The sequence below is a fragment of the Campylobacter coli genome (assembly GCA_039516895.1).
Lineage (GTDB): Bacteria > Campylobacterota > Campylobacteria > Campylobacterales > Campylobacteraceae > Campylobacter_D > Campylobacter_D coli_B.
In genome coordinates this window covers 486,401-511,976 of sequence record CP154437.1, presented here as the reverse complement: position 1 = coordinate 511,976, position 25,576 = coordinate 486,401, and the positions used below count along the sequence as shown (strand labels likewise).

28 protein-coding genes are annotated in these 25,576 nt (G+C 30.8%); 20 read left to right on the top strand and 8 right to left on the bottom strand.

The annotated features are described in order from the left end of the window. Positions 1 to 9: 9 nt before the first annotated feature. The gene (locus tag AAID94_02450) at positions 10 to 660 is read left to right on the top strand and encodes a TrkA family potassium uptake protein (GenBank protein XAK24400.1); all 651 of its coding nucleotides are present in this window, start codon (positions 10 to 12) and stop codon (positions 658 to 660) included. Here AAID94_02450 and AAID94_02445 read toward each other — a convergent pair whose 3' ends face one another. Genes AAID94_02445 through gltX form a run of 4 tightly spaced genes read right to left on the bottom strand, consistent with a single transcriptional unit; the run spans position 661 to position 4,586 of the window. Then, positions 661 to 1,332, bottom strand: coding sequence for a menaquinone biosynthetic enzyme MqnA/MqnD family protein (locus tag AAID94_02445; GenBank protein XAK24399.1), 672 nt, complete (start codon positions 1,330 to 1,332; stop codon positions 661 to 663). A gap of 1 nt (position 1,333) precedes the next feature. Next, the gene (upp, locus tag AAID94_02440; protein ID XAK24398.1) at positions 1,334 to 1,963 is read right to left on the bottom strand and encodes a uracil phosphoribosyltransferase; all 630 of its coding nucleotides are present in this window, start codon (positions 1,961 to 1,963) and stop codon (positions 1,334 to 1,336) included. Then, positions 1,960 to 3,195 (bottom strand): malic enzyme-like NAD(P)-binding protein, encoded by a 1,236-nt coding sequence (locus tag AAID94_02435; protein ID XAK24397.1) that lies wholly within the window; start codon positions 3,193 to 3,195, stop codon positions 1,960 to 1,962. The genes upp and AAID94_02435 overlap by 4 nt, the downstream gene beginning before the upstream one ends. Then, entirely contained in the window at positions 3,195 to 4,586 is a 1,392-nt protein-coding gene (gene gltX, locus AAID94_02430) for a glutamate--tRNA ligase (protein ID XAK24396.1), read from the bottom strand. The genes AAID94_02435 and gltX overlap by 1 nt, the downstream gene beginning before the upstream one ends. Before the next feature lie 64 nt (positions 4,587 to 4,650). Between gltX and AAID94_02425 the strand changes: the two genes are divergently transcribed. Continuing rightward, positions 4,651 to 5,466: a hypothetical protein gene (locus AAID94_02425; protein XAK24395.1), complete on the top strand. Its 816-nt coding sequence runs from the start codon at positions 4,651 to 4,653 to the stop codon at positions 5,464 to 5,466. 27 nt (positions 5,467 to 5,493) lie between these two features. Here AAID94_02425 and AAID94_02420 read toward each other — a convergent pair whose 3' ends face one another. Together AAID94_02420 and accB are read right to left on the bottom strand one after the other, a co-directional pair. After that, a complete protein-coding gene (locus AAID94_02420; GenBank protein ID XAK24394.1) occupies positions 5,494 to 6,825 on the bottom strand; it encodes an acetyl-CoA carboxylase biotin carboxylase subunit in 1,332 nt (443 codons plus the stop codon). Between the two features lies 1 nt (position 6,826). Further along, positions 6,827 to 7,282, bottom strand: a complete 456-nt coding sequence (gene accB / locus AAID94_02415; GenBank protein XAK24393.1) for an acetyl-CoA carboxylase biotin carboxyl carrier protein — start codon at positions 7,280 to 7,282, stop codon at positions 6,827 to 6,829. 158 nt (positions 7,283 to 7,440) lie between these two features. Between accB and dcd the strand changes: the two genes are divergently transcribed. From dcd to AAID94_02350, 13 genes are all read left to right on the top strand, one after another. After that, entirely contained in the window at positions 7,441 to 8,001 is a 561-nt protein-coding gene (gene dcd, locus AAID94_02410; protein XAK24392.1) for a dCTP deaminase, read from the top strand. 53 nt (positions 8,002 to 8,054) lie between these two features. Continuing rightward, the gene (gene pseB / locus AAID94_02405; GenBank protein XAK24391.1) at positions 8,055 to 9,059 is read left to right on the top strand and encodes a UDP-N-acetylglucosamine 4,6-dehydratase (inverting); all 1,005 of its coding nucleotides are present in this window, start codon (positions 8,055 to 8,057) and stop codon (positions 9,057 to 9,059) included. Next, complete coding sequence (pseC, locus tag AAID94_02400) at positions 9,060 to 10,190, top strand: UDP-4-amino-4,6-dideoxy-N-acetyl-beta-L-altrosamine transaminase (protein XAK24390.1); 1,131 nt, start codon at positions 9,060 to 9,062, stop codon at positions 10,188 to 10,190. Next, positions 10,183 to 11,493 carry a DUF4910 domain-containing protein gene (locus AAID94_02395; GenBank protein XAK24389.1) on the top strand — a complete coding sequence of 437 codons (1,311 nt, stop codon included), beginning with the start codon at positions 10,183 to 10,185 and terminating at the stop codon, positions 11,491 to 11,493. The genes pseC and AAID94_02395 overlap by 8 nt, the downstream gene beginning before the upstream one ends. Next, entirely contained in the window at positions 11,490 to 12,269 is a 780-nt protein-coding gene (gene legH, locus AAID94_02390; GenBank protein ID XAK24388.1) for an N-acetyltransferase LegH, read from the top strand. Before AAID94_02395 ends, legH begins: the two co-directional genes overlap by 4 nt. 27 nt (positions 12,270 to 12,296) lie before the next feature. After that, positions 12,297 to 12,527 carry an acyl carrier protein gene (locus AAID94_02385; GenBank protein XAK24387.1) on the top strand — a complete coding sequence of 77 codons (231 nt, stop codon included), beginning with the start codon at positions 12,297 to 12,299 and terminating at the stop codon, positions 12,525 to 12,527. Next, positions 12,524 to 13,417, top strand: a complete 894-nt coding sequence (locus tag AAID94_02380; GenBank protein XAK24386.1) for a class I SAM-dependent methyltransferase — start codon at positions 12,524 to 12,526, stop codon at positions 13,415 to 13,417. Before AAID94_02385 ends, AAID94_02380 begins: the two co-directional genes overlap by 4 nt. Then, positions 13,410 to 13,823 (top strand): VOC family protein, encoded by a 414-nt coding sequence (locus AAID94_02375; GenBank protein XAK24385.1) that lies wholly within the window; start codon positions 13,410 to 13,412, stop codon positions 13,821 to 13,823. Before AAID94_02380 ends, AAID94_02375 begins: the two co-directional genes overlap by 8 nt. A gap of 1 nt (position 13,824) precedes the next feature. Beyond that, a complete protein-coding gene (locus AAID94_02370) occupies positions 13,825 to 15,387 on the top strand; it encodes an HAD-IIIC family phosphatase (GenBank protein ID XAK24384.1) in 1,563 nt (520 codons plus the stop codon). After that, entirely contained in the window at positions 15,377 to 16,441 is a 1,065-nt protein-coding gene (locus tag AAID94_02365) for a beta-ketoacyl-ACP synthase III (GenBank protein XAK24383.1), read from the top strand. The genes AAID94_02370 and AAID94_02365 overlap by 11 nt, the downstream gene beginning before the upstream one ends. Further along, positions 16,441 to 16,662, top strand: coding sequence for an acyl carrier protein (locus AAID94_02360; protein ID XAK24382.1), 222 nt, complete (start codon positions 16,441 to 16,443; stop codon positions 16,660 to 16,662). Before AAID94_02365 ends, AAID94_02360 begins: the two co-directional genes overlap by 1 nt. Positions 16,663 to 16,900: 238 nt before the next feature. Then, the gene (locus AAID94_02355; protein XAK24381.1) at positions 16,901 to 18,409 is read left to right on the top strand and encodes an amino acid adenylation domain-containing protein; all 1,509 of its coding nucleotides are present in this window, start codon (positions 16,901 to 16,903) and stop codon (positions 18,407 to 18,409) included. Between the two features lie 38 nt (positions 18,410 to 18,447). Next, positions 18,448 to 18,675 carry an acyl carrier protein gene (locus AAID94_02350; protein ID XAK24380.1) on the top strand — a complete coding sequence of 76 codons (228 nt, stop codon included), beginning with the start codon at positions 18,448 to 18,450 and terminating at the stop codon, positions 18,673 to 18,675. On the opposite strand, the gene AAID94_02345 is transcribed toward AAID94_02350, so the two are convergent. Further along, positions 18,672 to 19,742 carry an acyl carrier protein gene (locus AAID94_02345; protein ID XAK24379.1) on the bottom strand — a complete coding sequence of 357 codons (1,071 nt, stop codon included), beginning with the start codon at positions 19,740 to 19,742 and terminating at the stop codon, positions 18,672 to 18,674. The two genes, AAID94_02350 and AAID94_02345, sit on opposite strands and share 4 nt — an antisense overlap. A 61-nt stretch (positions 19,743 to 19,803) precedes the next feature. Here AAID94_02345 and AAID94_02340 point away from each other — a divergent pair, with 61 nt between their 5' ends. Continuing rightward, on the top strand, positions 19,804 to 20,745 hold the full coding sequence (locus AAID94_02340) for a 3-oxoacyl-ACP synthase (GenBank protein XAK24378.1): 942 nt from the start codon (positions 19,804 to 19,806) through the stop codon (positions 20,743 to 20,745). Positions 20,746 to 20,837: 92 nt separating this feature from the next. Here AAID94_02340 and AAID94_02335 read toward each other — a convergent pair whose 3' ends face one another. Next, a complete protein-coding gene (locus tag AAID94_02335) occupies positions 20,838 to 22,049 on the bottom strand; it encodes a DUF2920 family protein (protein XAK24377.1) in 1,212 nt (403 codons plus the stop codon). Positions 22,050 to 22,138: 89 nt separating this feature from the next. Between AAID94_02335 and pseF the strand changes: the two genes are divergently transcribed. Genes pseF through AAID94_02315 form a run of 4 tightly spaced genes read left to right on the top strand, consistent with a single transcriptional unit; the run spans position 22,139 to position 25,520 of the window. Beyond that, a complete protein-coding gene (gene pseF, locus AAID94_02330; GenBank protein ID XAK24376.1) occupies positions 22,139 to 22,837 on the top strand; it encodes a pseudaminic acid cytidylyltransferase in 699 nt (232 codons plus the stop codon). After that, a complete protein-coding gene (gene pseG / locus AAID94_02325; protein ID XAK24375.1) occupies positions 22,821 to 23,642 on the top strand; it encodes a UDP-2,4-diacetamido-2,4,6-trideoxy-beta-L-altropyranose hydrolase in 822 nt (273 codons plus the stop codon). Before pseF ends, pseG begins: the two co-directional genes overlap by 17 nt. Continuing rightward, positions 23,639 to 24,763 carry a UDP-4-amino-4,6-dideoxy-N-acetyl-beta-L-altrosamine N-acetyltransferase gene (pseH, locus tag AAID94_02320; protein ID XAK24374.1) on the top strand — a complete coding sequence of 375 codons (1,125 nt, stop codon included), beginning with the start codon at positions 23,639 to 23,641 and terminating at the stop codon, positions 24,761 to 24,763. The genes pseG and pseH overlap by 4 nt, the downstream gene beginning before the upstream one ends. After that, positions 24,750 to 25,520: a 3-hydroxyacyl-CoA dehydrogenase NAD-binding domain-containing protein gene (locus AAID94_02315; GenBank protein ID XAK24373.1), complete on the top strand. Its 771-nt coding sequence runs from the start codon at positions 24,750 to 24,752 to the stop codon at positions 25,518 to 25,520. The genes pseH and AAID94_02315 overlap by 14 nt, the downstream gene beginning before the upstream one ends. Positions 25,521 to 25,576: the final 56 nt, after the last annotated feature.

The following is a 25,576-nucleotide window of genomic DNA, read 5'->3' as shown; positions in this document are numbered from 1 at the left end:
TTAAATATAATGAAAAAGCTTAGTTACGGGGTTATAGGACTTGGAAAATTTGGATCCGTAGTCGCAGATGAGCTTATTGCTGGAGGGCATACTGTAATCATAGCCGATAAAGATGAAGAAGCTTTAAAAAGCATACAAAATTCACCAAGCTATGCTTATATCTTAGATTCTACTAATATTTCAGCACTTAAAGAAGCAGGTTTTCATGATGTAGAAGTCGTGATTGTAAGCATAGGCGAAAATGTTGAAAAATCCATACTTACCCTAATGGCTCTTAAGGACATAGGGGTTAATAATATTATCGCAAAAGCTACTTCTAATATTCATGGGCAAATTCTATCCAAACTAGGAGCTACAAAAGTAATTTATCCCGAAAAAGAAAGTGCTAAAAAACTTGTAAAAGACTTTTTAACTAAAGATGCAGATTATGAAGTTTTTGATCTATCGGCTAATACCATCCGCGCTATTAAAATCACCATAGATGATAAATTAGCAGGAAATTCATTAAAACACATTGCGCAAAATATGAAAGTTATCAGCTATAAAAAGCTCAATACAGACTGGGAAATACTGCCTGATTTAGAAACAACTACTGTTTATGGTGGAGATGTTGTAATCTTACTTGGAACAGTTAAAGAACTTAGAGAATTTGAACATTAATCAAGTAGGATTTAAAGCCTTGCAAGCTTTTATAAAACGCTTTAAGGCTGCTTTTTCTTTGGTGGAAATTTTATAATATATAATTTCATCTAGATAATATCTCATATCTTTTATATCCAAATTTCTCGTTGTCGCATAATTTTGAAGTATATAATAAGGAATTTTAATCTTTGTTTTTGGAAATTTTTTTAAGATTTGTTTATATAAAGCTTTTTTTTGCACACAAGAAAATCTAGCAAAAACAAAAGGTAATCCTGTTTTTTCATGCCATTTTGCACACAAATCAATATACTTAGAAGGATCTTGCAGATAAAGCTTTAAAGCCTTATCACCTATAATCACCCTCCCCTCTTGTTTTAAAACCTTAGCTAAAGCATTAGAAGTTGCCGAGCTTGGATCTTTAGCATTGAGCGTATTTCTTTCCACTAAAACACTCAAAACTCTTTTATTGGCACAAATGCCCAAATCTAAATTTTTATATTTTTTTCTAGCACTTTCTATGCTTGAAACAATAGCAGCATCAACTCTTCTATAAAACAAATCCTTATTTAGCTTACTTGGCACACCTTTTTTGTATTCCATGCTTGCTTTATAACCATTGGGTAGTGGATACTTTTTAAGATAAATATGCAAAGGTAAAAGATTAATATAATCAATTTTTCCAAAAATCATTTTAATCCAAGGTATTAAAAACCCTATCTCCCGCATCCCCAAGTCCTGGAACTATATAACCTTTTTCATTTAAGCTTTCATCAATTGAGGCTACATAAAGTTCAACATCGCTGTGAATTTTTGCAAAATTTTCAAGACCTTGAGGGGCTGCGAGTATAGAAATGAATTTAATCTTTTTTACCCCTTGATCTTTTAAAAAATTGCAAGCATCTATGGCTGTACCACCTGTTGCGAACATAGGGTCTATAACAATAGCAGTGCGTTCTTTTGCATCTTTAGGAAGTTTTTGAAAATAAAAATCCGCCTTGAGCGTTTTTTCATTTCTAACAAAACCCAAAAATCCTACACTAGCATCAGGAATAAGTCTAAAAATACTATCAAGCATACCCAAAGCCGCCCTTAAAATAGGGCATATCATAATCTTTTCATCTAATCTTTTTACCTTGGCATTAGCAACAGGGGTTTGAATTTGTGTTTCTTTTAAACATAAATCTTTAGTCGCTTCAAAAAGCAAGAAAGTAGAAATCTCATCAATGAGCATTCTAAAATGAAAGGGTTTGGTTTCTTTATCGCGCAAAAATCCTAATTTATGCTCTATCAAAGGATGGCATATATGATGAATATTTTTCATTTTAAACTCTCAAAATATGCTTTTTCATCAAATTCTTTAAGCAAAGCTACCCCATCTTTTACAGCTGCAGCAGCCACTGCAGTACTTACAACAGCCTTAACTCTCTCATCAAAAGGTTTTGGGATAACATAATCTTTTCCAAATTCTAAGTGGCTTATATTGTAAGCATTTTTCACCGCATCGCTTACAGGTAGCTTTGCTAAATCCGCCAAAGCTCTTGCTGCAGCTACTTTCATATTTTCAGTGATTTTTGTCGCACGCACATCTAAAGCTCCACGGAAAATAAAAGGAAAGCCTAAAACATTATTGATTTGATTAGGATAATCACTCCTTCCTGTTCCTACAATAGCATCTTTTCTAAGTCTTGCTACATCTTCAGGCATCACCTCTGGAATAGGATTTGCCAAAGCAAAAATAACAGGATCTTTTGCCATAGACAAAATCATTTCATCATCTAGTATCTTTGGTGCACTCAGTCCCAAAAATACATCCGCATCTTTCATAGCCTCTTTTAAAGTATCTGCTTGTGTATCGCTTACAAATTCAAGTTTGTATTGATTTAAATCCGTTCTTTTTTTATTGACCACACCCTTACTATCTACAAGAATGATATTTTTAACACCTAAATTTCTATACATTCTAGCACTAGCAATACCCGCAGCTCCTGCTCCGCTTACAACAACTTTAATGTCTTCAAATTTTTTACCGCTTATCTCCATAGCATTCATAAGCCCTGCAGTTGAGATAATAGCAGTTCCATGCTGATCATCATGCATTACAGGAATTCCTAAATTTTGCAAAGCCGCTTCGATTTCAAAACATTTAGGCGCTGAAATATCTTCTAAATTGATTCCACCAAAAGTCGGTGCTATGGCTTTGCAAAAAGCAACAATTTCTTCAATGCTGTGTGCTTCGATTTCTAAATCATACGCATTTACATCAGCAAATTTTTTAAACAAGCAAGCCTTACCTTCCATAACAGGTTTAGAAGCTTGCGCACCGATATTTCCAAGACCTAAAACCGCAGAACCATCACTAACGATAGCTACTAAATTCGCTTTGTTTGTATAAGTATAAGCAAGCTCATTGTTAGAAGCAATTTCAATGCAAGGTTCTGCAACACCTGGGCTATAAGCCAAAGATAAATCATGGCTTGAATTCATAGGTTTTGATGGTTTTATATCTATCTTACCCCCTAAGTGGTATCTTAAAGCCTCTTCTTTTAAATTCATTATTTTCCTTTAAAATCTAAAAATTTTTCTATTCTTTTTTTACATTCATTGACCCCTAAAAACTCTAAAACTTCAAAAATGCTAGGACTAACCGCACTTCCTGTTAGAGCTATGCGTATAGGTTGAGCCAAATCTTTTAATTTTACCTCATTTTTTTGTAAGAATTCGTTAGTAAATTCTTCAAAATCTTTTGCACTTTTCTCTTCATTTAACTCATTTGCATAGTTTTGAAGCAGTAAAAGATTATTTTCATTTATAAATTTATTTATAGCATTTTCATCATAATTTTGTGGCGCTTCAATGATACTTTTAGCTCCGCTAATAATTTCAAGTAAAGTTTTTGCACGCTCTCTTAATAAATCCAGCAAAAATCCTGCTTTTGCATAAGCACTTAAATCAAAGCCTAGATCTTTTAATTGACGATTGATTTCTTCAAAAGGTAAAGTCTTGATATAATGAGCATTGAGCCATTCAAGTTTTTTAAAATTATAACAAGAAGCACTTTTGTTAATATGATTTGGATCAAAAAGCTTTTTAAGATCTTCTAAAGAAAAAACCTCATCATCACCGTGACTCCATCCCAAACGCACCAAAAAATTTAATAAGGCTTGAGGTAAAATTCCCATAGCCTTGTATTCCATCACATCGGTTGCTCCATGTCGTTTTGAAAGCTTTTTGCCATCTTCTCCATGTATCATAGCTACATGGTAAAATTTAGGAATTTCAAATCCTAAAGCCTCATAAAGCACGATTTGCTTAGGGGTATTTGAAAGGTGATCATCTCCTCTAATCACATCACTTACTCCCATTAAAGCATCATCAATTACAACTGTAAAATTATAAGTAGGACTTCCATCGCTTCTTGCTATGATAAAATCATCTAAAATATCTTCTACTTTAAATTTCACCTCTCCTTTAACACCATCTACAAAACAAATTTCACCCTCTTGAGGAGCTTTTATACGCACTACAGGTTCTATATTTGCTGGAGGAGTGCCTGTAAAATCTCTATATCTGCCATCATATCTTGGACGTTCTTTAGCTGCTTCTTGTTTAGCACGGAGCTCATCAAGTTCTTCTTTACTCATATAACAATAATAAGCCTTGCCCTCATCTAAAAGTTTTTGTATATATTTTTTATAAAGATCAAAGCGTTCAGATTGGTAAGTTACCTCGCCATCATAATCCAAACCGCACCATTTAAAGGCTTCTATGATAGCTTGCGTAGCTTCTTTAGAATTTCTTTTTAAATCCGTATCTTCAATACGAAGTAAAAAATTACCCTTGTTTTTTCTTGCATACAAATAGCTATAAAGAGCAGTTCTTAAACCGCCTATATGTAAATATCCTGTAGGGCTTGGAGCGAAACGAGTCGTGAGTTTTCCTGTCATTTTTTGCCTTTTCTTAAATTTTAATTGATATAATGCGATATTTACACTTAAATAAAGGTTTGAAATGAAGAAAATTTTACTAAGTTTTATATTTTTTATAAGCTTAACTCATGCAAATACTATAAATGCTATTGCCGTAGTGGTAGATAAAGAGCCTATTACAACCTATGATATAGAGCAAACCATGAAAGCTTTAAATATATCTAAAAATCAAGCTTTGGGAATTTTGATTAATGAAAAAATGGAACTTTCACAAATAAAACAATTTGGAATTTACACAAGCGAACTTGAGCTTGATAATGCTATTGATAAAATGTTAATGCAAAATAAAATTTCGCTTGAAGACTTTAAAAAAGATTTGCAAATCAAGGGGCAAAATTACGAACAATTTCGTAGTAATTTTAAAAAAGATTTCGAAAAAAGAAAACTCTATGAAAAAATTGCCAGCACCGCTAAAACCGATTTTAGCGATGAAGGAGCTAAAAATTTTTTCGAACAAAATAAAAACAAATTTACATTTTTTACCGAAATTAATGTAAATATCTATCGTTCTAATAACGCTCAAGATCTAGAAAATATAAGAGCTGCTATAAAAACTCCACTTAAAGCAGAAAAAGCTATTCTAACTCCTAACAATTCAGATCCAAGACTCCTAGGACTTTTATCACCTATCCCTTTAGGAGGCTTTTCTCCGGTTTTAAATTCACAAAAGGGTTATGAAATTTATCAAGTAAATGATAAATCTAAAGGGCAAACTCCAGAATATTATCAAATTAAAAATGAAGTGCTCAATGCCTATGTAAGCGAGCAAAGACAAAATTATATACAAGATTATTTTGATAAATTACGCTCAAAAATCAATATAGAATATTTAAGATAAAATCAAGATGGAAAAAATCCATCTTGATCAATGTCTAGCAAGATAGTTAGTATCGTAATTATTATTAATAAAATCAGGATTATCCATCATTGCAAGATGAAAATCTTTAGTGGTTTTAATCCCACCTATAATCAGCTCATCTAAAGCTACTTTCATTTTTGAAATAGCTTTGTTGCGATCTTCTGCCCAAACCACAAGTTTCCCTATCATAGAGTCATAATACGGTGGCACGCTATAGTCTTGATAGCAATGGCTTTCCATTCTGACATTGCGTCCTGCAGGTGGAACATACTTGATAATTTTACCTGGACTTGGCAAGAAAGTCTTAGGATCTTCAGCTGTGATTCTACACTCTATAGAATGTCCTTTTAATCTTACATTTTCTTGAGATGGTAAAGCATAGCCTTCAGCTACTTTGATCATTTGTTCAATAATATCAATCCCACTTACCATTTCACTCACACAATGCTCAACTTGCAAACGCGTATTCATCTCTATAAAATAAAAATCCAAATTTTTATCCACTAAAAATTCAAAAGTTCCTGCGCCCTCATAGCTTATAGCCTTAGCAGCTTTTACTGCTGTTTCATGAAGTCTTGCACGGGTTTTTTCATCGAGTAAAATTGCTGGAGATTCTTCTATAAGTTTTTGGTGGCGTCTTTGCATAGAGCAATCTCTCTCGCCAATATGGATCACATTTCCAAAACTATCTCCAATGATTTGAACTTCTATATGGCGTGGATTTTGTATATATTTTTCCATATACATAGTCCCATCACCAAAAGCTGTCATCGCTTCACTTTCAGCTGACCAATATGCTTTTTCAAGATCTTTTTCATGCTCTACTACACGCATTCCACGACCTCCGCCTCCAGCTGCTGCTTTTAAAATCACAGGATAACCGATCTCTTTGGCAAGTTTTTTAGCTGCTTCAGCGCCTGCTAAAGCCCCATCACTTCCTGGTATAACAGGAACTCCTGCTCTTTGCATCACTTGCTTGGCTTTTGATTTATCGCTCATCAAATTCATAGCTTCAACCGAAGGTCCTATAAATTTGATATTGTGTTTAGCACAAATTTCAACAAAAGTTTGATTTTCACTTAAAAATCCATAACCTGGAAAAATCGCATCCGCTTCTGCAATTTCAGCTGCTGAAATAATAGCAGGTATATTGAGATAGCTTTCAGAACTTCTTGCTTTTCCTATACAAATACTTGCATCTGCATATTTTAAATACAAAGCATCTTTATCTGCTTCAGAATAAACGCAAATTGCTTTTTTTCCCATTTCTTTAATTGTTCTTAAAGCTCGAAGTGCTATTTCTCCACGATTAGCAATTAAAATGCTTTTAATTTCCATTTTATAATTTCTCCACCGTAAATAAAGGCATACCAAATTCTACAGGCTGACCATCTGCAACTAAAATTTCTACTATTCTACAATCAAATTCAGCTTCGATCTCATTCATGATTTTCATCGCTTCGATAATAGCAATAGTATCGCCTTTTTTAACTGAACTACCCACTTTTACAAAAGGAGCTGCGCCTGGGCTTGGAGCCTGATAGAAAGTACCCACCATAGGGCTATTTATACTTGGTTTGTTTGACTTTGCACTTGAAGGCTGTGCTTCATTAACTACATTAACATTTATAGGTTGTGGAGCTGGAACGGGTGGACAAGCCAAAGGAGCTGGAACATCACAACACATATCTCTTTCAAGTTCGATTTCAAATCCATCTTGCTCTTTGATTTTTATTTTGCTGATATTAGCTTCAGCAAATAAATTTACTAATTCTTTAATCTCTTCTTTTGTCATATTTTCATCTCCTGATTTTAAGAACTTAATCTAGTATTATATTAAAAAACTTGAAATTTAACTTTAAAAAATAAAATTTCACGCTTAAAAGTTTCATAAAATATAAAAAATAAGCTATAATCCAAAAAAATTATGTTTAAAAAATAAAGGTATATTAAATGGGTTTAAAAGCAGACAATTGGATAAGAAAAATGGCACTCGAGCATCAAATGATAGAGCCTTTTTGCGAAGCAAATATAGGCAAGGGCGTAGTAAGCTACGGACTTTCAAGCTATGGTTATGATATACGCGTGGGGCGCGAATTTAAGATTTTTACCAATGTAAATTCTACCGTAGTAGATCCAAAAAATTTTTTAGAAGAAAATGTGGTGGATTTTGAAGGTGATGTATGTATAGTCCCTGCTAATTCTTTTGCACTTGCTAGAACTATAGAGTATTTTAAAATGCCTGATGATGTTTTAGCTATTTGTCTTGGAAAAAGCACCTATGCAAGATGTGGCATAATCGTAAATGTAACTCCTTTTGAACCAGGCTTTGAAGGGCATATAACCATAGAAATTTCAAACACTACCCCCTTGCCTGCAAAAATTTATGCTAATGAAGGCATTGCACAGGTATTGTTTTTACAAGGTGATGAAAAATGCGATACAACATACAAAGATAAAAAAGGCAAATATCAAGCTCAAACAGGCATAACCCTGCCAAGAATTTTAAAATAGGAACGCTTATTGCTTTAAGTTTTTTAAGTGATAATTTGGCAAAGGAAGGCAAAATGTTTAATGGAAAAAATATCTTAATTACTGGTGGTACAGGCTCTTTTGGAAAAACCTATACTAAGGTTTTATTAGAAAATTATAAGCCTAATAAAATCATCATTTATTCTCGCGATGAGCTTAAACAATTTGAAATGTCAAGCATTTTTAATGCTAATTGCATGCGTTATTTTATAGGCGATGTAAGAGATAAAGAACGCTTAAATGTTGCTATGCGCGATGTAGATTTTGTTATACATGCTGCTGCGATGAAACATGTTCCTGTTGCTGAATATAATCCTATGGAATGTATCAAAACCAATATCCATGGTGCTCAAAATGTAATCGATGCTTGTTTTGAAAATGGGGTAAAAAAATGCATTGCCCTAAGCACAGATAAAGCTTGCAATCCTGTAAATTTATATGGTGCTACCAAACTTGCAAGCGATAAACTTTTTGTTGCTGCAAACAATATAGCAGGCAATAAACAAACACGATTTAGCGTTACAAGATATGGAAATGTAGTAGGCTCAAGAGGCTCGGTAGTGCCTTTCTTTAAAAAGCTTATCGCGCAAGGTGCTAAAGAACTTCCTATCACAGATACTAGAATGACACGCTTTTGGATTTCTCTTGAAGATGGGGTAAAATTTGTATTGAGTAATTTTGAAAGAATGCACGGAGGAGAAATTTTTATCCCTAAAATTCCTTCGATGAAAATCACGGATCTAGCCCACGCTTTAGCTCCAAATTTAAGCCATAAAATCATAGGCATAAGAGCGGGAGAGAAACTTCATGAAATCATGATTTCAAGTGATGATAGCCATTTAACCTATGAATTTGAAAACTACTATGCTATAAGTCCTAGTATCAAGCTTGTAGATCAAGAGAGTGATTTTAGCATCAATGCCTTAGGCGAAAAAGGACAAAAAGTAAAAGATGGATTTTCTTATAGTTCAGATAACAATCCACAATGGGCGAGCGAAAAAGAGCTTTTAGATATCATCAATCATACTGAGGGTTTTTAAATGATTACTTATTCTCATCAAAATATCGATCAAAGCGATATAGAAGCGGTTTTAAACGCCTTAAAGGATGAAATTTTAACCGGTGGTAAAAAAATCGATGAATTTGAAGAAGCACTTTGCGAATACATAGGAATTAAGCATGCTTGTGTCTTAAATTCAGCCACTTCCGCTCTTCATCTTGCCTATACAGCTTTAAATGTCAAGGATAAAATAATCTTAACCACTCCTTTAACTTTTGCGGCTACAGCTAATGCAGCTTTAATGGCAGGAGCTAAAGTAGAATTTATCGATATTAAAAATGATGGCAATATAGATGAGAAAAAGCTCGAAGCAAGGCTTGTAAAAAATAGCACCGATATAGGAGCTATTAGCGTGGTGGATTTTGGAGGCAATAGCGTTGAAATGGATGAGATTTCAAATCTTGCTAAAAAATACAATATCCCTTTAATCGATGATGCAAGCCATGCTTTAGGTAGCGAGTATAAGGGTAAAAAAGTGGGCTCTATGGCGGATTTAAGTATTTTTTCTTTTCACCCTGTTAAGCCTATTACCACTTTTGAGGGTGGCGCTGTAGTAAGCAATAATGAAGAATTAATCTCCAAAATAAAACTTTTAAGAAGCCATGGTATCGTTAAAAAAAGACTTTGGGATAGCGATATGATGAAACTTGGCTATAATTATCGCTTGAGTGATGTTGCTTGTGCTTTAGGGATAAATCAACTTAAAAAACTAGATCACAATCTTGAAAAACGCGAAGAAATTGCAAGTTTTTATGATAAAGAATTTGAAAAAAATCCTTATTTTTCCACTATAAAAATCAAAGATTATAAAAAAAGTTCAAGACATTTGTATCCTATTTTACTCTTTCCAGAATTTTATTGCCCCAAAGAAGAAATTTTTGAAAATTTACTCAAAGCTGGGCTTGGAGTACAGGTGCATTATAAACCAACTTATGAGTTTAGTTTTTATAAAAAGCTCTTAGGAGAAATAAGACTTGAAAATGCGGATAATTTTTACAAAGCCGAACTTAGCATACCTTGTCATCAAGAAATGAGCTTAAAAGATGCAAAATTTGTAAGAGATACTTTATTTAGCACACTTGAAAAAGTTAAAAAGGACTATTGTGGATAAGCTAGACTTTAGACACAAAGACTTTGAACAAACAGGAAAGGCTATGCATGAACTTGCCAAGGAGCTTTTTCCTATCCCTCGAAGTATCACAGGACAAGGTTTTAGAGCTAGCTTAGAAATTTTAAATAAAACTCTGGGGGGGGGTATACTCAAATTTCATTCTATCAAAAGTGGTACAAGGGTTTTTGACTGGATAGTCCCTGATGAATGGAACGCTAAAGAAGCCTATATCATCACACCAGAAGGAAAGAAAATTTGTGATTTTAAAAAGCACAATCTACATCTTTTAAACTACAGCGAAGCCATAGATAAAGAAATAGAACTTGAAGAACTTGAGAAACATCTTTACTCCATAGAAGAAATGCCTGATGCCATCCCTTATGTGACAAGTTATTATAAAAGGCGTTGGGGATTTTGCATCACGCATAATGAAAGAAAAAATTTAAAAAAAGGGCTATACAAAGTCTTTATCGATGCAAAACACGATGAGAATGGAGTTTTAAATTATGCTGATTTTATAATCCCTAGCACTCAAAATTCAAAAGATGAAATTTTACTCTCAAGCTATCTTTGTCATCCTTCTATGGCAAATAACGAACTTAGTGGCCCTATAGTAGCTATTTTCTTAGCCAAATGGCTTTTGGGTTTAAAAGAAAGAAAATACAATTACCGCTTTGTTATCATTCCTGAAACCATAGGCTCTATAGTTTATCTTAGCAAGCATTTAGATCACTTAAAAAAACATGTTAAAGCAGGTTTTGTGCTTTCTTGCTTAGGAGATGATAATGCTTACTCGCTTATACATACTCCTAAAGAAAATACTTTAAGCGATAAAGTTGCCATGCACACACTCAAAAATAAGGAAAATTTTAAAGAATTTAGCTTCTTGGAGCGTGGGAGCGATGAAAGGCAATATTGCTCTCCTTTAATAAATTTACCGATAGCTTGCGTATGTAGAACTAGATTTGGGGATTATAAAGAATACCACACTAGCAAAGATGACTTAACTTTTATCAGCGCAAAAGGACTTAAAGGTGCTTTAAAAGCTATGCAGGAAGTTATCATGAATTTGGAAATCAATGAAATTTATCAAATCACAACCTTTTGCGAACCAAATTTAGGTAAAAGGGGTTTATACCATACCTTAAACCAAGGAATTACAAAAAAACCAATCTCTACCGATTTTTTAGCATATTGTGATGGAAAAAATGATGTATTAGATATAGCTTCAAAACTTAACATACAAGCTTATGAATTGAAAGAATTGATAGACAAAATAAAAATTTACGGACTAATAAAATGAAATATTTTTTAGAATATAATGATAAAAAATACTCTGATATAGATTTAATAGATACCTTTATTAAACTGGATATAAAAAAAGGTGATATTTTATGTGTACATACTGAACTTTTTAATTTTGGTATACCCCTGCTCTCTAAAAATGAATTTTTACAAACTATACTGGATTGTTTTTTTGAAACAATAGGCAAGGAAGGAACTTTAATCATGCCAACTTTTACTTATAGCTTTTGCAAAAATGAAATTTACGATAAAATCAATTCTAAAAGCAAAATGGGTATTTTAACCGAATTTTTTAGAAAACAAGAAGGAGTAAAGCGCACAAATGACCCTATTTTTTCTTTTGCTGTAAAAGGTGCTAAAGAAGAATTATTTTTAAAAGATACCACAAGTTGCTTTGGAAAAAATTGTGTTTATGATATTTTATATAAAAATAATGGAAAGTTTATTACTTTAGGCGGGATTGGACATACCCTAACACATTACGCGGAGGAATACTTCAATGTTGACTATCGTTATCATAAATTTTTTAAAGGAAAAATAATTGATGAGTTTAGAAACCTACAAGATGCAAAAATTGCTTATTATGTAAGAAGACTTGACAGAGATTCTATGCCAAATTTAGAAAACATTATTAGTATAGTCAACAAAAGTAAAAATCATAAAAAAATTCAATTTGGAGGAGAAATTATTAGTATTTATAATGCCAAAGAATATGTAGAAATACTTTGGCACGCTTTAGAAAAAAATAGCACTATTTTAATACATTCGTATTAAAATATTTTTCAAAAAAAGGATGTAATTATGGAAAAAAAATTTTATGAAATTTTAGAAAATATACTTGAAACCGAAGTAAATGAAAACACCAATATAAACATGGAAAATTGTAAAAGTTGGACTTCTTTAACTCATATTGATATTATCATGAGCTTAGAGGAAGAATTTGATATTAAATTTAATAAAGAAGATTTAAATAATTTAAAATCCCAGCAAGCCTTACTAGAAAAAATTCAAACCCTAAAGGTTACAAAATGAAAGAAAATATTGAAAAATTATTTGAAGCTATAGCTCGAAAAAATGCCATTCATTCTAAATATCTTAGAAAAATAGAATTTTGCCAAGAGGATGAGGAAGAATTTGATAAATTAATTTCGTATTATATTCAAGATCATATCAGCATCGAAGAACAATGTGATTGTTATTTATTGATACTTAATGATACTTTAGAAGAAACAAAATTTTTCATAGAAAATGGACATTATCGTTATTCTAGTTTTGATGAAATTAAAGATAAGGTTTATTTCAATGAAAACTATATGAAACAATACATGGTAGGTTTAGCTCTTTCTTCTTATATCTGGATAGCTCACATTAAAGTAAGAAAGTATTTCTCACAATATTTACAAGATTTTGCTCCAAAAACGACCTATTTTGAAATTGGTCCTGGTCATGGGGAATACTTTGCAAGAGCAGTTAAAAGCAATAAATTTTCTTCATTTTATGGACTTGATATATCTCCAACAAGCTGCGAACTTACGCAAAAAATGGTAAAGCAACAAGTAGGAAATTTAATCAAAAAATGTGAGTTTTTATGTCAGGATTTTTTTACTTATAACTTCAATAAAAAAGCTGATTTAATAGTTATCGGAGAAGTGCTAGAACATGTAGAAAAACCTCTTGAATTTCTTAAAAGATCCAAAGAGTTTCTTAATGAAGGTGGAGAAATTTTTGCAACCATTCCTATAAATGCACCTGCCATTGATCATATTTATTTATTTTCTCACCCCGATGAAGTTAAAGACTTGGTAGAAAAATCGGGTTTAAAACTTAAAGCCTATGAATGTTTCATGGCAAATGATTATAGCTTAGAAAAGGCATTGAAATTTAAAAATGCCATCACTATGGCGGTAGTATTAAATGCTTAATAAAACACTAAATTTGCCTATACATCATATAGGCGTAGCTTGTAAAAATTTAGAAAAAGAAAGGGAAATTTTTTTTAAGTTGGGCTTTTGCAAAGAAGCAGAATTTGTAGATGAAAAACAAGGTGTAAAGGGAGAATTTATCATTCCTTGCAATGAAATATTTCCACTATATAGATTTGAACTTTTGCAAAATTTAAACGACAAAGGTCCTTTGGATAGCTATTTAAAAAACAATACCAAAATGTATCATTTAGCCTATGAAAGTAAAAACATTAAAAAAGACTTGACTCTTTTGGAATCCAAAGGAGGAATTTGCATTGTTCCTATTATGGAAGCAAGCTACTTTTCCAAACTTTGCTTTATCATGATGCCTAATAGGCTTTTAATCGAACTTGTGGAGTTATAAAATGAACCTCTTTTCGCAAAATTTAAAACGCAATGAGCTTATAAAATATAGCAAAGAATTAGATTTTAGCAAAAATCAAGAAATTCTCATCAATATCCATAGAAATCATGCTTTTGAGGGAGTGCAAAGCATTATCACTCCTTTTTTACATTTTGCAAATTTAAAAGCGGATTTTAATTTTAGCTCTTATGATGATAGCCTAAGTTTTAATGGCTTTAAAAAAGCAAATTTAGAACTTTTATGGTTGGATTTAAAACGTTATAAAGATAATATACAAGATTTTTTAGAAGAAAGGCTTTTAGCATTAAGAAAAATTTCACAAAGCCCTATTTTGGTCCTTAGTTTGGGTGAATTTAAAACAGATAGAAAAATTTTAAATTGCGAAATTTTTAATGTAGAAAAACTCATAAAAGAGTATTTTAATCAAGATGATATTTTAGACTTAGATAAAGAAGAACTTAGCGGCACAAAATTAAGCAATAAAGCTCTAATTTTCTTAGCACAAATTTTAGGACTTAGTCTTATCCCAGCACTGATAAAACCCGCTCTTAAAGCTCTTGTGCTTGATCTTGATAATACCTTATATCAAGGAATTTTAGGCGAAGATGGTATGGATAATCTTAAATTAACCCCTTTGCACAAGACTTTACAAGAAAAAATTAAAAATTTTAAAAAGCAAGGATTTTTACTTGCCCTAGCCTCAAAAAATGAAGAAAAAGACGCAAAAAAACTTTTTGAAACTAGGAAAGATTTTATTTTGCAATGGGATGATTTTGATATTAAAATGGTCAACTGGGAGCCAAAAAGTGAAAATATCTTAAAAATAGCTAAGAAATTTAATATAAACACTGATGCTATGCTTTTCATAGATGATAATATCGCCGAACTTGAAAATACTAAATTTACAGGTATCAAAACACTTTTATGTGATGAAACCATACTTCACAAAATCAAACTCTTTCCTAATCTTCTCAAGCTTTCAAACACTCAAGAAGACCAAATTCGCGCCAAAGATATAGCAGCTAACGCTTTAAGAGAAGAGCTTAAAAGCTTAAGTGATGAAGAATATTTTAAAAATCTTGAAATTTGTTTACATTTTGTCAAAAACGACACCCAAAACATCTCTCGTATTAGCGAACTTTTAGGTAAAACCAATCAATTCATAGCCAATTATACACGCTTAAGCCAAGAAGAAGTACAAAAACACATGCAAGAAGAACTCATTGTAAGCGTTAGCATGAGCGATAAATTAAGCGATAGTGGGATTATCGCTATTTTTGTTTTTTCCTGCAAAGAAGAAAGATTATTTATCGATGATCTTTGTATTTCTTGTAGGGCCTTAGGCAGAAAGCTAGAAGCTAGGATGTTTTTCAAATCCTTTGAATTAGCTTTAAATTTCTTTAATCTTAAAAATACTGATATGATACTTTATTACAAAAAAGGCGAAAGAAACACACCTTTTTTAACTTTTCTAGAGCAAATTTCTAAAAAAATCAAAGAAAATTCGGCCCTTATTTCATTTCAAAATTTAAATTTCAAAGGACTTACAATCTATGAAAACTAAATTTGATAAAGTGAAAATTTCAGGCATTTGCGTAAGTGTACCTGAACATAAAATTTGTATCGATGATGAGCTAGAAAGTGTTTTTCAAAATGATACAAAAATTCTTAAGAGAATGAAAAAAGTCATAGGCTTAAACACCCGCTATATTTGCGATGAAAATACTTGCGTAAGCGATCTTGGAAAACATGCAGCTAATGCTCTTTTAAAGGGTTTAAACACAGATAAAAATAGTCTTGATGCGCTTATTGTAGTGACACAAAGCCCTGATTTTTTTATGCCTTCTACGGCTTGTTACTTACACCATCTTTTAAATTTGGATTCTAAAACCATAGCTTTTGATTTGGGGCAAGCTTGCGCAGGGTATTTATATGGTTTATTTGTAGCACATTCTTTGATACAAAGCGGTGCCATGAGTAAAATTTTGCTTATATGCGGAGATACTTTAAGCAAATTTATCCATCCTAAAAATATAAATACAGCTCCCATTTTTGGCGATGGAGTAAGTGCGACTTTGCTTGAAAAAACAGATTTTAATGAAGCATTTTTCAAGCTTGCAAGTGATGGCAAACATTTTGATAAGCTTATCATCCCAAAAGGTGCGATGAGAATACCTCATGCAAATATTTTCAACAACGACTCCCTCATGCAAACGGAAGAATTTAGGCAACTAGAAAACCTTTATATGGATGGGGCAAATATATTTAATATGGCTTTAGAGCATGAACCTAACAGCTTTAAAGAAATTTTAGAATTTTCTAAGATAAAAGAAAAAGATATCGCTTTTCATCTTTTTCATCAGTCTAATACATATTTAGTTGATTGCATCAAAGAAGAATTAAAACTTAATGATGATAAAGTTCCTAATTTCATCATGGAAAAATATGCTAATTTAAGCGCTTGTTCTTTACCTGCTTTACTTTGCGAACTAGATACTCCAAAAGAATTTAAGGCGAGCTTGAGCGCTTTTGGTGCAGGACTTAGCTGGGGAAGCGCTGTGTTGAATTTTAAAGATTTATACACAAAAGATATTTTAATTTATACAAAGGAGAAATAATGACAAAAACTGAATTTTTAGAAGAATTGAAAGAAGCTATGCATCGCGATGAAGATTTAAGCGAAGATATGTTGCTTGATGATATTGATGAATGGGACAGCTTGGCTTTTGTTTCCATTATGGTGCTTTTTAAGAATCTTTTTGAAATGAAAATCACAGGAGAAGATCTTAAAAATTGCCAAAAAGTAAGTGATTTGATAAATCTAGCAAAACTTGATTAAAACCTTTAAGGTTTTAATCTTTTATCTTAAGCTCAAATTTATCTCCCACATCTTTAAAAGTAAATACTTTATTTCTATATTAATTTTTTAATGATGTTTTCTAATAAGGTCTAAAAAAGAAATATTGGTATTGACACCTGCTTAAAAGAATTCATTTCAAAGGTTTGATCTGTAAGCATTTAAAGGCCTTTTTTATTAATTTGTAGATATTATATTACAAAAAACAAAAAGGTAAACTATGACCACCCATATCTACAACTTTTTAGAAAAAAGCCTTACTAATTTTAGCGACAAAACTGCTTTTGTAGAGCCTTTTGCCAAAGAAAGAAAAGAAATCACTTATAAAAATTTTGATCTTTTTTCTAAAAAAGTAGCCAGTGAAATTTTAAGAAAATTAGGAAATGACAATCCTACTCAAAGCCCTATTTTGATAATACTGCCTAAAGGAATTGATTGTTTGATTTCATTTTTTGGAGTGGCACTCAGTGGAAATTTTTATACACTTTTAGATGAAAAAAGTCCTAAAGAAAGAGTAGAAAAAGTCATAGAAATTTTAAAGCCTAAACTTTTTATCACTTCAAAAGAATTAAAATTTGATTTAGCTTTACCTACGCTTTACACAGAAGATTTTAAAAGCTTTGATACAGATGAAAACTTGATCCAAGTTGCCAAAGAAAAACATATCGATACCAATTTACTCTATGTTCTTTTTACAAGTGGAAGTACAGGAATTCCAAAAGGAGTAAGCATAGCACATAAAAGTGTGATTGATTATACTTTTTGGGTGTGTGAAACTTTTAAATTCGATGAAAATGAGATTTTAGCCAATCAAGCACCATTTTATTTTGACAATAGCATTTTAGATATTTTTTCAAGTGTAAAAGCAGGAGCAACTTTACACCTTTTACCCAATCATCTTTTTGCTTTTCCAAATAAAATTTTAGAATGTCTAGAAAAAGAAAAGGTTAGCACTATATTTTGGGTTCCTTCAGTGCTAATTTACTTTGCAAATACTAACGCGGTAAATGCTTCTACTCTAAAAAATTTAAAAAAGGTGTTATTTTGCGGAGAAATCATGCCTAATAAACAATTAAACATTTGGCGTAAACATTTACCCAATACACTTTTTGCAAATCTTTATGGACCTACTGAAATCACTGATGTGTGTTCTTTTTATATAGTAGATCGTGAATTTAAAGATGAAGAACTTTTACCCATAGGCAAAGCTTGTAAAAATACAGAGCTTTTGGTCTTTGATGAAAGTATGAATTTGATAAGTTCTAAACAAGTGGGCGTAAAAGGTGAGCTTTATGTGAGAGGAACTTCTTTGTCTTTAGGGTATTATAACGATAAAGAAAAGACACAAAAAGCTTTTATACAAAATCCTTTACACGATAACTACTTAGATCTTTTATATAAAACAGGAGATATAGTCGCTTATAATGAACGAGGTGAGCTTTTATGCTATGGACGCGCGGATAATCAGATCAAATACATGGGACACCGCATTGAACTTGGAGAAATAGAAAGCGTGATCAACTCTCATCCAAAAGTCAAAAATAGTGCTTGTATTTTCAAAGAAGATATTATTTGTTTTTATGAAGGCGAAGAAGAGATTAATTTTAAGGCCTTTTTAAAAGAAAAATTGCCTAGCTACATGATCCCAAAAAATTTCATAAAGCTTGATAATTTTAAGCTTAATCAAAATGGAAAAATTGATAGAAAGGTGTTGGGTGAAATTATTTAGACAAACATTTTATAATTTTAAAAATCAAAGGAGAAACAATGCAAGAAATTAAACAATTTTTTATCAACATAGAAAGAACAGATATTGATGAGAGTATGGATAATCTTGTAAGCGAAGATTTTATCGATAGTATTGACATCATGGCTTTGGTTGCCGAAATAGAAAAATTTTATAAAAAGCCATTAAAAGCAGAATTTATCACGCCTGAAAATTTTGAAAGCTTTGAAAATATCAAAAAAATGCTTGAAACTGCAATGAAAGACTAATCTTTTCTTGCAAATTCAAGTTGTTCTTTTAAGGAACTGATTATATCATTTTTAGAAACAATAATTTGTGCTATAAAATCTGCCACATCATCCCAATCTTTGCTCAATGTATGAGTTAAAGTATAATTTTCCTCATATTCTTCCCAATTTACAGGCGTAAAAAGAGAATTTTTATGTGGAAAATATTTATTTTTTACCCACTCAAGCGAAGGAGCAAAATAATCCACATAAGCCTTAGCAATATCTTTTCGCACTGCAAATTTTAATCTTTTCTCCCTAGTCCCTTCAAATTTTCTTCTTGCCATAAAGAGCAAAGAATTAAGATTATCTTGCTTTAAATCTTTTTGATTTAATCTTGACATAAGCTCCATTCCTAAAAGATTGAAACTTTCATTTTTGGTTTGCTTTAAAACAAAACTTTCATCCCATTGAAGTCCCAAATGATAAACAAAATCTTTAAGCAGGGTTCCTCCTATATAATCCTCTCTTAGAAGTCTTACTATCAAATTTTCTTCCCCAAACACCTCGGCATGAGTTTTACAAATCCACTCATAATCAAAAATATATTTTCTAGGATGATCTTGTGGAGCAAAATCAGCAGAATAATATCCCATATTGTTTTTATGATCTTGAGAGCAATGCGAATTTAAATAACCCAGAGTATCTCTAAAATACACAATGATATAAATTTGAGTAAAGCCTAATTCTCTCATAATCTTTTCTAAAATTTGTACATGTTTTTTGGTAGAAAAATCCCAAACTATACCCTCAGTCGAAAAAATAAATTTTTTATCCTTATGCAATGCGCTTTCGCTTTTAAAATTCTCTATAACCCTAAGAAGTCTTTCGTTTTTAATACAGCTTAAAACACTCTCTTTTTGCAAAATATCTTCTTTTTGAACTAGTTCCAAAACCATATCCACTAAAGCCCAATGCCTATTTGCCACTCTAAAGCTTTTTGGATAAATATAGCCTTTTTTAAATATTTGACGTTCATTTGCAACAAGAAAATTTTGTATACTTGTTGTCCCTGTTTTTGGTGTTCCTATATGTAAATATGCTATCATTATTTTACCTTAAGATGAATATTTATGCTATTATAACAGATAAATATCAAAGGATGTTAAAATGAAGCTTTCGTTAAACTCTCACAATATCAAAGCCATTAGCGTGGTGTTTCCAAAAAATTCCCTCACGATAGATGAAGAATTGCAATTATGTGGTTTAACAAAAAATAAATTTAAACTTCTTAAAAAAACTTCTAATTTTTCTTCTCATTATATAGCTGACAATAACACATTTGCTAGTGATTTAGCTACCGAGGCTTTGAAAACCTTATTTGAAAATAATATATGCTCAAAGGAAGAATTAGATGTAGTATTTCTTGCCACGCATACTCCTGATTTTTTTGCACCTCAAACTTCAAGTATTGTACATAAAAATTTAAATTTAGATAAAAAAACAATATGTATAGATACAACAACATTTTGCTCGGGTTTTTTACAAACACTTATGCAAGCTTATTTAATACTAGATAATCCTGATATTCACAAAGTAGTTATTCTTACAAGTCTGGTAAAAAGCAAAAAAACAGATATGAAAAATGATAAAATATCTTATCTTACACATAGCGATTGCGCATCTGCAATTTTAATTGAAAAATCTCAAAAATCGAATCAAAAAGCTTATTTTTCTCAAGAAATATACAGTCAATATGCCTTAGAAGAAACTTTACCCCTTAATGCTTACAACACAAACTTTAATGAATATTTATATATTAATAATACTTTATTTTTTAATTTCATGTCAGAAAACTATCCTGAATTTTTTAATGATTTTTTTAATTATTTTGACATTGATAAAACAAAAATATCAAATTTCTTTTTCCATACACCTAATGATTTTTTTCTTCAAAAAAATTTAGAAAATTTACATATGGAAAATTTTCCATGCTTTCACCAAACATTTAAAATCTATGCAGATTGTAAAATCAGCAATCTGCCTATAGAGCTTTGTCTTTATAAGCAAAATCAAGAAAAAATGTATTTAAAAATGGGGGGGGGGTGTTGAAAAATATATTTTATCGAGCTTTGGATCTGGAATTATCTTCAATATAATGGCCTTACATATAGATTTTGTTAATCTAAAAACCTTTATAAAAATTAAGAAATTTCCAATATAAATTTATCTCCCACATCCTTAAAGGTAAAAATTTTATCTCCACAAGGATAAGGGATAGAATTTTCTTGCATTAAAGATTTTCTTCCTTGTAGTTTTTCAAGCATTAAAGGAAGCTCTTTTTTAAATAAAGCTTTATCTGTAATTCTCATGCCATGATTTAAATCTTTAATAAACCTACCATCTATTTGACTTTCACTTTCTATTAGATGCAAAGTAGCATCATAGCCCAAAGCATTAAAAACTTTGTAAAGCATAACTTTATCTTTAGCTGGAGCTCCCATATCTTTAGCGCTATGATAACTTACAAATACAGTATCAATACGAACATTTGCTTGAATTTGAAGATGGCTTGAATTTAAAAGCGATCTTATTAAATAATTCTCATTACCAAAATAATAAGGAGAATTTGCACTCCTTGTCCAATATTTTTTTAAAAAGCAATATAAATTTAAATCTTTAAGACTAAAAACAAATTCAGGAACTCTAGATTCTCTTCCTAAAATCATTTTCAAAGGTGGTAAAGCCGGCCCCGAATTATCAATCACCCCATCCACATACCAAGGAGCTATCTTGGCTATCAGCAAAGAAAGATATCCTCCATATGACCCTCCTCCATAAATTTTTGGAAGATTTTTAAAATTTGGAAATTTTTTCACAAGATCTTTTAAAACATTAATATGATCAATAGCTGCCATAATGCCAAAATTTTGATAATCTCCATTAGGCGGAACAAAATCACAAAAAAGTTCTATTTTTTGACTTTCATAAACTAAACCCGCTTCTTTAATCTCTCTAGCTCTTTGCTCGATAAAAGGAATAATTTGTTCAAAATTATCCTTATTGGCAACTAAATGAGACAAGTTGATATTTTTTAAAATACTATTTATGCGCTCAAGATCCTCTTTATTGGGTATAAGTTTTGGGTTATATTTTTCATCAATACTTCTTCTAGCACAAAAACAATGATAAAAAACATGCACCACTACAACATCAAAATTTTTAGCAATATACTCTCTATCAAAATCTAAAAAAGAAATATTAGCATTAACACCAAACCCTCCTATGATAAAAACGATAGCTTTCATTTCTTTTTCATCATCATAACTTATACGATATTCAAGTTTTGAAGTTCTTTTAATACCCAATTCTACATCATCACAAGAGTCTATTTTAAAGGTTTGATTTATAAGCATTATTTTCCTATCTGTATTCTTTTATGTGTATTTAAAGACAATTATACTTGATTTTTGATAAAATAATTCCCAAAGAATTAAGGAAAAAAATGAAAAATCTTTGCATAATACCTGCTCGCGGGGGTTCAAAGAGAATTCCTAAAAAAAATATCATTGATTTTTTAGGAAAACCTTTGATCGCTTATAGTATAGAAAGTGCTTTAAATTCGGGTATTTTTGATGAAGTTGTTATTTCAAGTGATGATGAGGAAATTATAAAAATAGCTTGTCAATTTGGCGCTAAAGCTCCTTTTGTCCGTGATGAAAAATTAAGCGATGATTATAGTTCTAGCACAGCAGTGATTCAAAATGCGATTGAAATTTTAGCTAAAAAAGGGCAAGTTTATGACAATGTTTGTGCTCTTTATGCCACTGCTCCTTTAATTAGCGGTGAAATTTTAAAAAAAGCTTATGAAAATTTTCTAGAAAATGGAGGTAAGTTTTTATTTTCAGCTACCGAATTTGACTATCCCATACAAAGGGCTTTTTATCTAAATGAAAAAAATCAAGTTCATATGTTTGATGAAAGTTTTTACAACTCTCGCTCACAGGATTTAACCAAAGCTTATCATGACGCAGGAGCTTTTTACTTTGGCAAAAGCAAGGCTTGGCTAGAAAATGATTTTTTATTTAAACCCTATTCTAGCGTGTATTTACTACCACGAAATTTAGTTTGCGATATCGATACTTTAGAAGATTTAGAATTTGCAAAAATACTTTATAAGGTAAATTATGAAAGTTCTCTTTAGAAGTGATAGTTCTAGTCAAATAGGCTTTGGCCATATCAAACGCGATCTTGTCTTAGCTAAACAATACAGCGATGTAAGTTTTGCCTGCTTGGCATTAGAAGGCTCTTTGATCGATGAAATTCCTTACCCTGTTTATGAGCTTGAAAGTTCAAGCATTTATGAGCTCATCGATCTTATCAAAGAGCAAAAATTCAAACTTTTAATCATTGATCATTATGATATCAGTTGTGATGATGAAAAGCTTATAAAACTTGAAACAGGAGTTAAAATCTTAAGTTTTGATGATGAGATAAAAGCTCATCATTGTGATATTTTGCTCAATGTCAATGCCTACTCAAAAGCAAGTGATTATGAAGGTTTGGTGCCTTTTCGTTGCGAGTTAAGATGTGGATTTTCTTATGCTTTAATTAGAGATGAATTTTATAAAGAGAGCAAGATAAAAAGAGAGAAAATTTGGGATTATTTCATTTGCATAGGTGGCACAGATATCAAAAATCTTTCTATGCAAATTGCCTCTGATTTACCTAAAAACAAAAAAATTGCAATCGCTACAAGCTCGTCCAATAAAAATCTCAAAAAACTTGAAAAATTCACTCAAGATCATGAAAATGTAAAGCTCTTTATAGATGAAGAAATTTCAAAATTAATGAACGAAAGCACAAAGCTTATCATCAGTGCTAGTTCTTTAGTCAATGAGGCCTTGCTTTTAAAGGCTAATTTTAAAGCCATTTGTGTCGCTAAAAATCAAGAAAAACTAGCCAATTGGCTGGTTCAAAAAGGCTATGAAGTGGAGTATAAATTATGAAAATAGCCATACTTACCTCGCCTAATCAATGGTTTATCCCTTATGCTAAAGAACTTAACCAACAAATAGAAAATTCCAAGCTTTTTTATAATCATACAGAGATTTTTAATTTTGATATAGTATTTATACTTTCTTATCATAAGATAATAGATAAAAATTTTCTAAAACACAATAAACACAATATCGTCATCCATGCTTCAAATTTACCCCAAGGAAAAGGCTGGGCTCCACTTTTTCATCAAGTCATAGAAGGCAAAAATGAAATCACCTTTTCGCTTTTTGAAGCAGATGATAAAGCTGATAATGGTGACATTTATCTGCAAAAAAACCTTAAATTAAATGGCTTAGAATTATATGAAGAACTAAGAGAAAAGCAAGCTCGGTTTACTCTAAATATGTGTTTAGATTTTTTAAAACTATATCCCAATATACAAGCAAAAAAACAAGTAGGCAAAGAAAGTTTTTATCCTAAAAGAAGTCCAAAAGATAGTGAACTTGATATAAATAAAAGCTTAAACGAACAATTTAATCTCTTGCGCATCGCTAGCAATGAAGATTTTCCAGCATTTTTTTACAAAGATGGTAAAAAATTTATACTCAAAATTTATCTAGATTCTATGGGGGCGGGTAAAGCCTTAATTTTAATACTGCAAAATTATACCCATCTTTCAAATAAAATTAAAGAAAAACTAAGGCTCTATCGCAATCATTTAGGAGTCAAGAAATACCTCTATACAACGCATTATATATCAAAACAAGAACATAAAAAATTTATCCAAAAACTTAAAAAAACCAATAAAAAAAGTTATTTTTGCGTAAGTTGCAATAAGCAAATTTTAGGAAGTGTAAATTTTTTTACAATAAATAAAGCTGTAGAATTTGGGTTTTACGCCAATCCTTATTCTCATTTGAATGGATTGGGCAGAATTTTGGAACAAATTATAATTTATTATAGTTTTAATATCTTATATTGTAGCGATATATACCTTGAAGCTTTTCAAGAAAACTCTCAAATAATCAATTTGCATAAAAAATTTGGCTTCAAGGAAATATGTTTTAAAAATAAAGAAATTATTAAAATGAAATTAAATATAAAAGGATTATATAATGAAAGAAATTAATATTTTAGGTTTTGGAACTATGGGTAAACAAATTGCTGCTTTATTTCATCTTTTAGATTATAAAGTCAATATTTACAACAAAACTGAAATCAAACATGATGATTTTCTAAAACAAATCAAAATATTAGAAAAAAAATACTCTTTCAAATCAAATAATCAAGAGTTAAATTTTTATTTAGGATTTGATATAAAAAAAGATTTACTTACAATTGAAAGCATTGAAGAAAATTTACAAAATAAAAAAATCCTTATTGAGAATTTTAAAAAACAATTTTCTAGTCCGATATTTTCCAATTCAAGTTCCTTTTCATACAGCGATCTATCTTGTCCTTTAATACACTTTTTCAATCCTATTTATCTTAATTTAGTGGAAGTTTTTGATCCTAAAGATGAACTTTCTAGCATACTATTAGATCTACAATCTTTAAATTTTATTATTATTAAATCCAAAGGAAATAGAGGCGCTTTAGCCAACCTAATCTTATTTGGCGAAATTTCAAATATCTTTAAAATTATAGAGCAATTAAACTATTCTTACAAAGAATGTCAAGATGTCTATAATATCTTATATGAAAAAAGAAATATATTTAATATTATAAATACTATAGGAATAGATATTTGCGAGGCAATTTTCAAAAATATCAAAGAAAACGATCCTAGCTTTTACCATCCAAAAAGTTTTAAAAAAGCCTTAAGCAAAGGGATATTAGGAAGAAAAAATAAAACAAAAATAGAAGATCTTTTTACACTTTATTAAAATTTTTGCTATAAAGTCGATTTAAAAAATATTAAAATAAATTTTGGATCAAAATC

Excerpts from the sequence above, each read along its gene's own strand:
- AAID94_02450 (XAK24400.1), top strand. The coding sequence starts at position 10 with ATGAAAAAGCTTAGTTACGGGGTTATAGGACTTGGAAAATTTGGATCC.
- AAID94_02445 (XAK24399.1), bottom strand. The coding sequence starts at position 1,332 with ATGATTTTTGGAAAAATTGATTATATTAATCTTTTACCTTTGCATATT.
- upp (XAK24398.1), bottom strand. The coding sequence starts at position 1,963 with ATGAAAAATATTCATCATATATGCCATCCTTTGATAGAGCATAAATTA.
- AAID94_02435 (XAK24397.1), bottom strand. The coding sequence starts at position 3,195 with ATGAATTTAAAAGAAGAGGCTTTAAGATACCACTTAGGGGGTAAGATA.
- gltX (XAK24396.1), bottom strand. The coding sequence starts at position 4,586 with ATGACAGGAAAACTCACGACTCGTTTCGCTCCAAGCCCTACAGGATAT.
- AAID94_02425 (XAK24395.1), top strand. The coding sequence starts at position 4,651 with ATGAAGAAAATTTTACTAAGTTTTATATTTTTTATAAGCTTAACTCAT.
- AAID94_02420 (XAK24394.1), bottom strand. The coding sequence starts at position 6,825 with ATGGAAATTAAAAGCATTTTAATTGCTAATCGTGGAGAAATAGCACTT.
- accB (XAK24393.1), bottom strand. The coding sequence starts at position 7,282 with ATGACAAAAGAAGAGATTAAAGAATTAGTAAATTTATTTGCTGAAGCT.
- dcd (XAK24392.1), top strand. The coding sequence starts at position 7,441 with ATGGGTTTAAAAGCAGACAATTGGATAAGAAAAATGGCACTCGAGCAT.
- pseB (XAK24391.1), top strand. The coding sequence starts at position 8,055 with ATGTTTAATGGAAAAAATATCTTAATTACTGGTGGTACAGGCTCTTTT.
- pseC (XAK24390.1), top strand. The coding sequence starts at position 9,060 with ATGATTACTTATTCTCATCAAAATATCGATCAAAGCGATATAGAAGCG.
- legH (XAK24388.1), top strand. The coding sequence starts at position 11,490 with ATGAAATATTTTTTAGAATATAATGATAAAAAATACTCTGATATAGAT.
- AAID94_02385 (XAK24387.1), top strand. The coding sequence starts at position 12,297 with ATGGAAAAAAAATTTTATGAAATTTTAGAAAATATACTTGAAACCGAA.
- AAID94_02380 (XAK24386.1), top strand. The coding sequence starts at position 12,524 with ATGAAAGAAAATATTGAAAAATTATTTGAAGCTATAGCTCGAAAAAAT.
- AAID94_02375 (XAK24385.1), top strand. The coding sequence starts at position 13,410 with ATGCTTAATAAAACACTAAATTTGCCTATACATCATATAGGCGTAGCT.
- AAID94_02370 (XAK24384.1), top strand. The coding sequence starts at position 13,825 with ATGAACCTCTTTTCGCAAAATTTAAAACGCAATGAGCTTATAAAATAT.
- AAID94_02365 (XAK24383.1), top strand. The coding sequence starts at position 15,377 with ATGAAAACTAAATTTGATAAAGTGAAAATTTCAGGCATTTGCGTAAGT.
- AAID94_02360 (XAK24382.1), top strand. The coding sequence starts at position 16,441 with ATGACAAAAACTGAATTTTTAGAAGAATTGAAAGAAGCTATGCATCGC.
- AAID94_02355 (XAK24381.1), top strand. The coding sequence starts at position 16,901 with ATGACCACCCATATCTACAACTTTTTAGAAAAAAGCCTTACTAATTTT.
- AAID94_02350 (XAK24380.1), top strand. The coding sequence starts at position 18,448 with ATGCAAGAAATTAAACAATTTTTTATCAACATAGAAAGAACAGATATT.
- AAID94_02345 (XAK24379.1), bottom strand. The coding sequence starts at position 19,742 with ATGATAGCATATTTACATATAGGAACACCAAAAACAGGGACAACAAGT.
- AAID94_02340 (XAK24378.1), top strand. The coding sequence starts at position 19,804 with ATGAAGCTTTCGTTAAACTCTCACAATATCAAAGCCATTAGCGTGGTG.
- AAID94_02335 (XAK24377.1), bottom strand. The coding sequence starts at position 22,049 with ATGCTTATAAATCAAACCTTTAAAATAGACTCTTGTGATGATGTAGAA.
- pseF (XAK24376.1), top strand. The coding sequence starts at position 22,139 with ATGAAAAATCTTTGCATAATACCTGCTCGCGGGGGTTCAAAGAGAATT.
- pseG (XAK24375.1), top strand. The coding sequence starts at position 22,821 with ATGAAAGTTCTCTTTAGAAGTGATAGTTCTAGTCAAATAGGCTTTGGC.
- pseH (XAK24374.1), top strand. The coding sequence starts at position 23,639 with ATGAAAATAGCCATACTTACCTCGCCTAATCAATGGTTTATCCCTTAT.
- AAID94_02315 (XAK24373.1), top strand. The coding sequence starts at position 24,750 with ATGAAAGAAATTAATATTTTAGGTTTTGGAACTATGGGTAAACAAATT.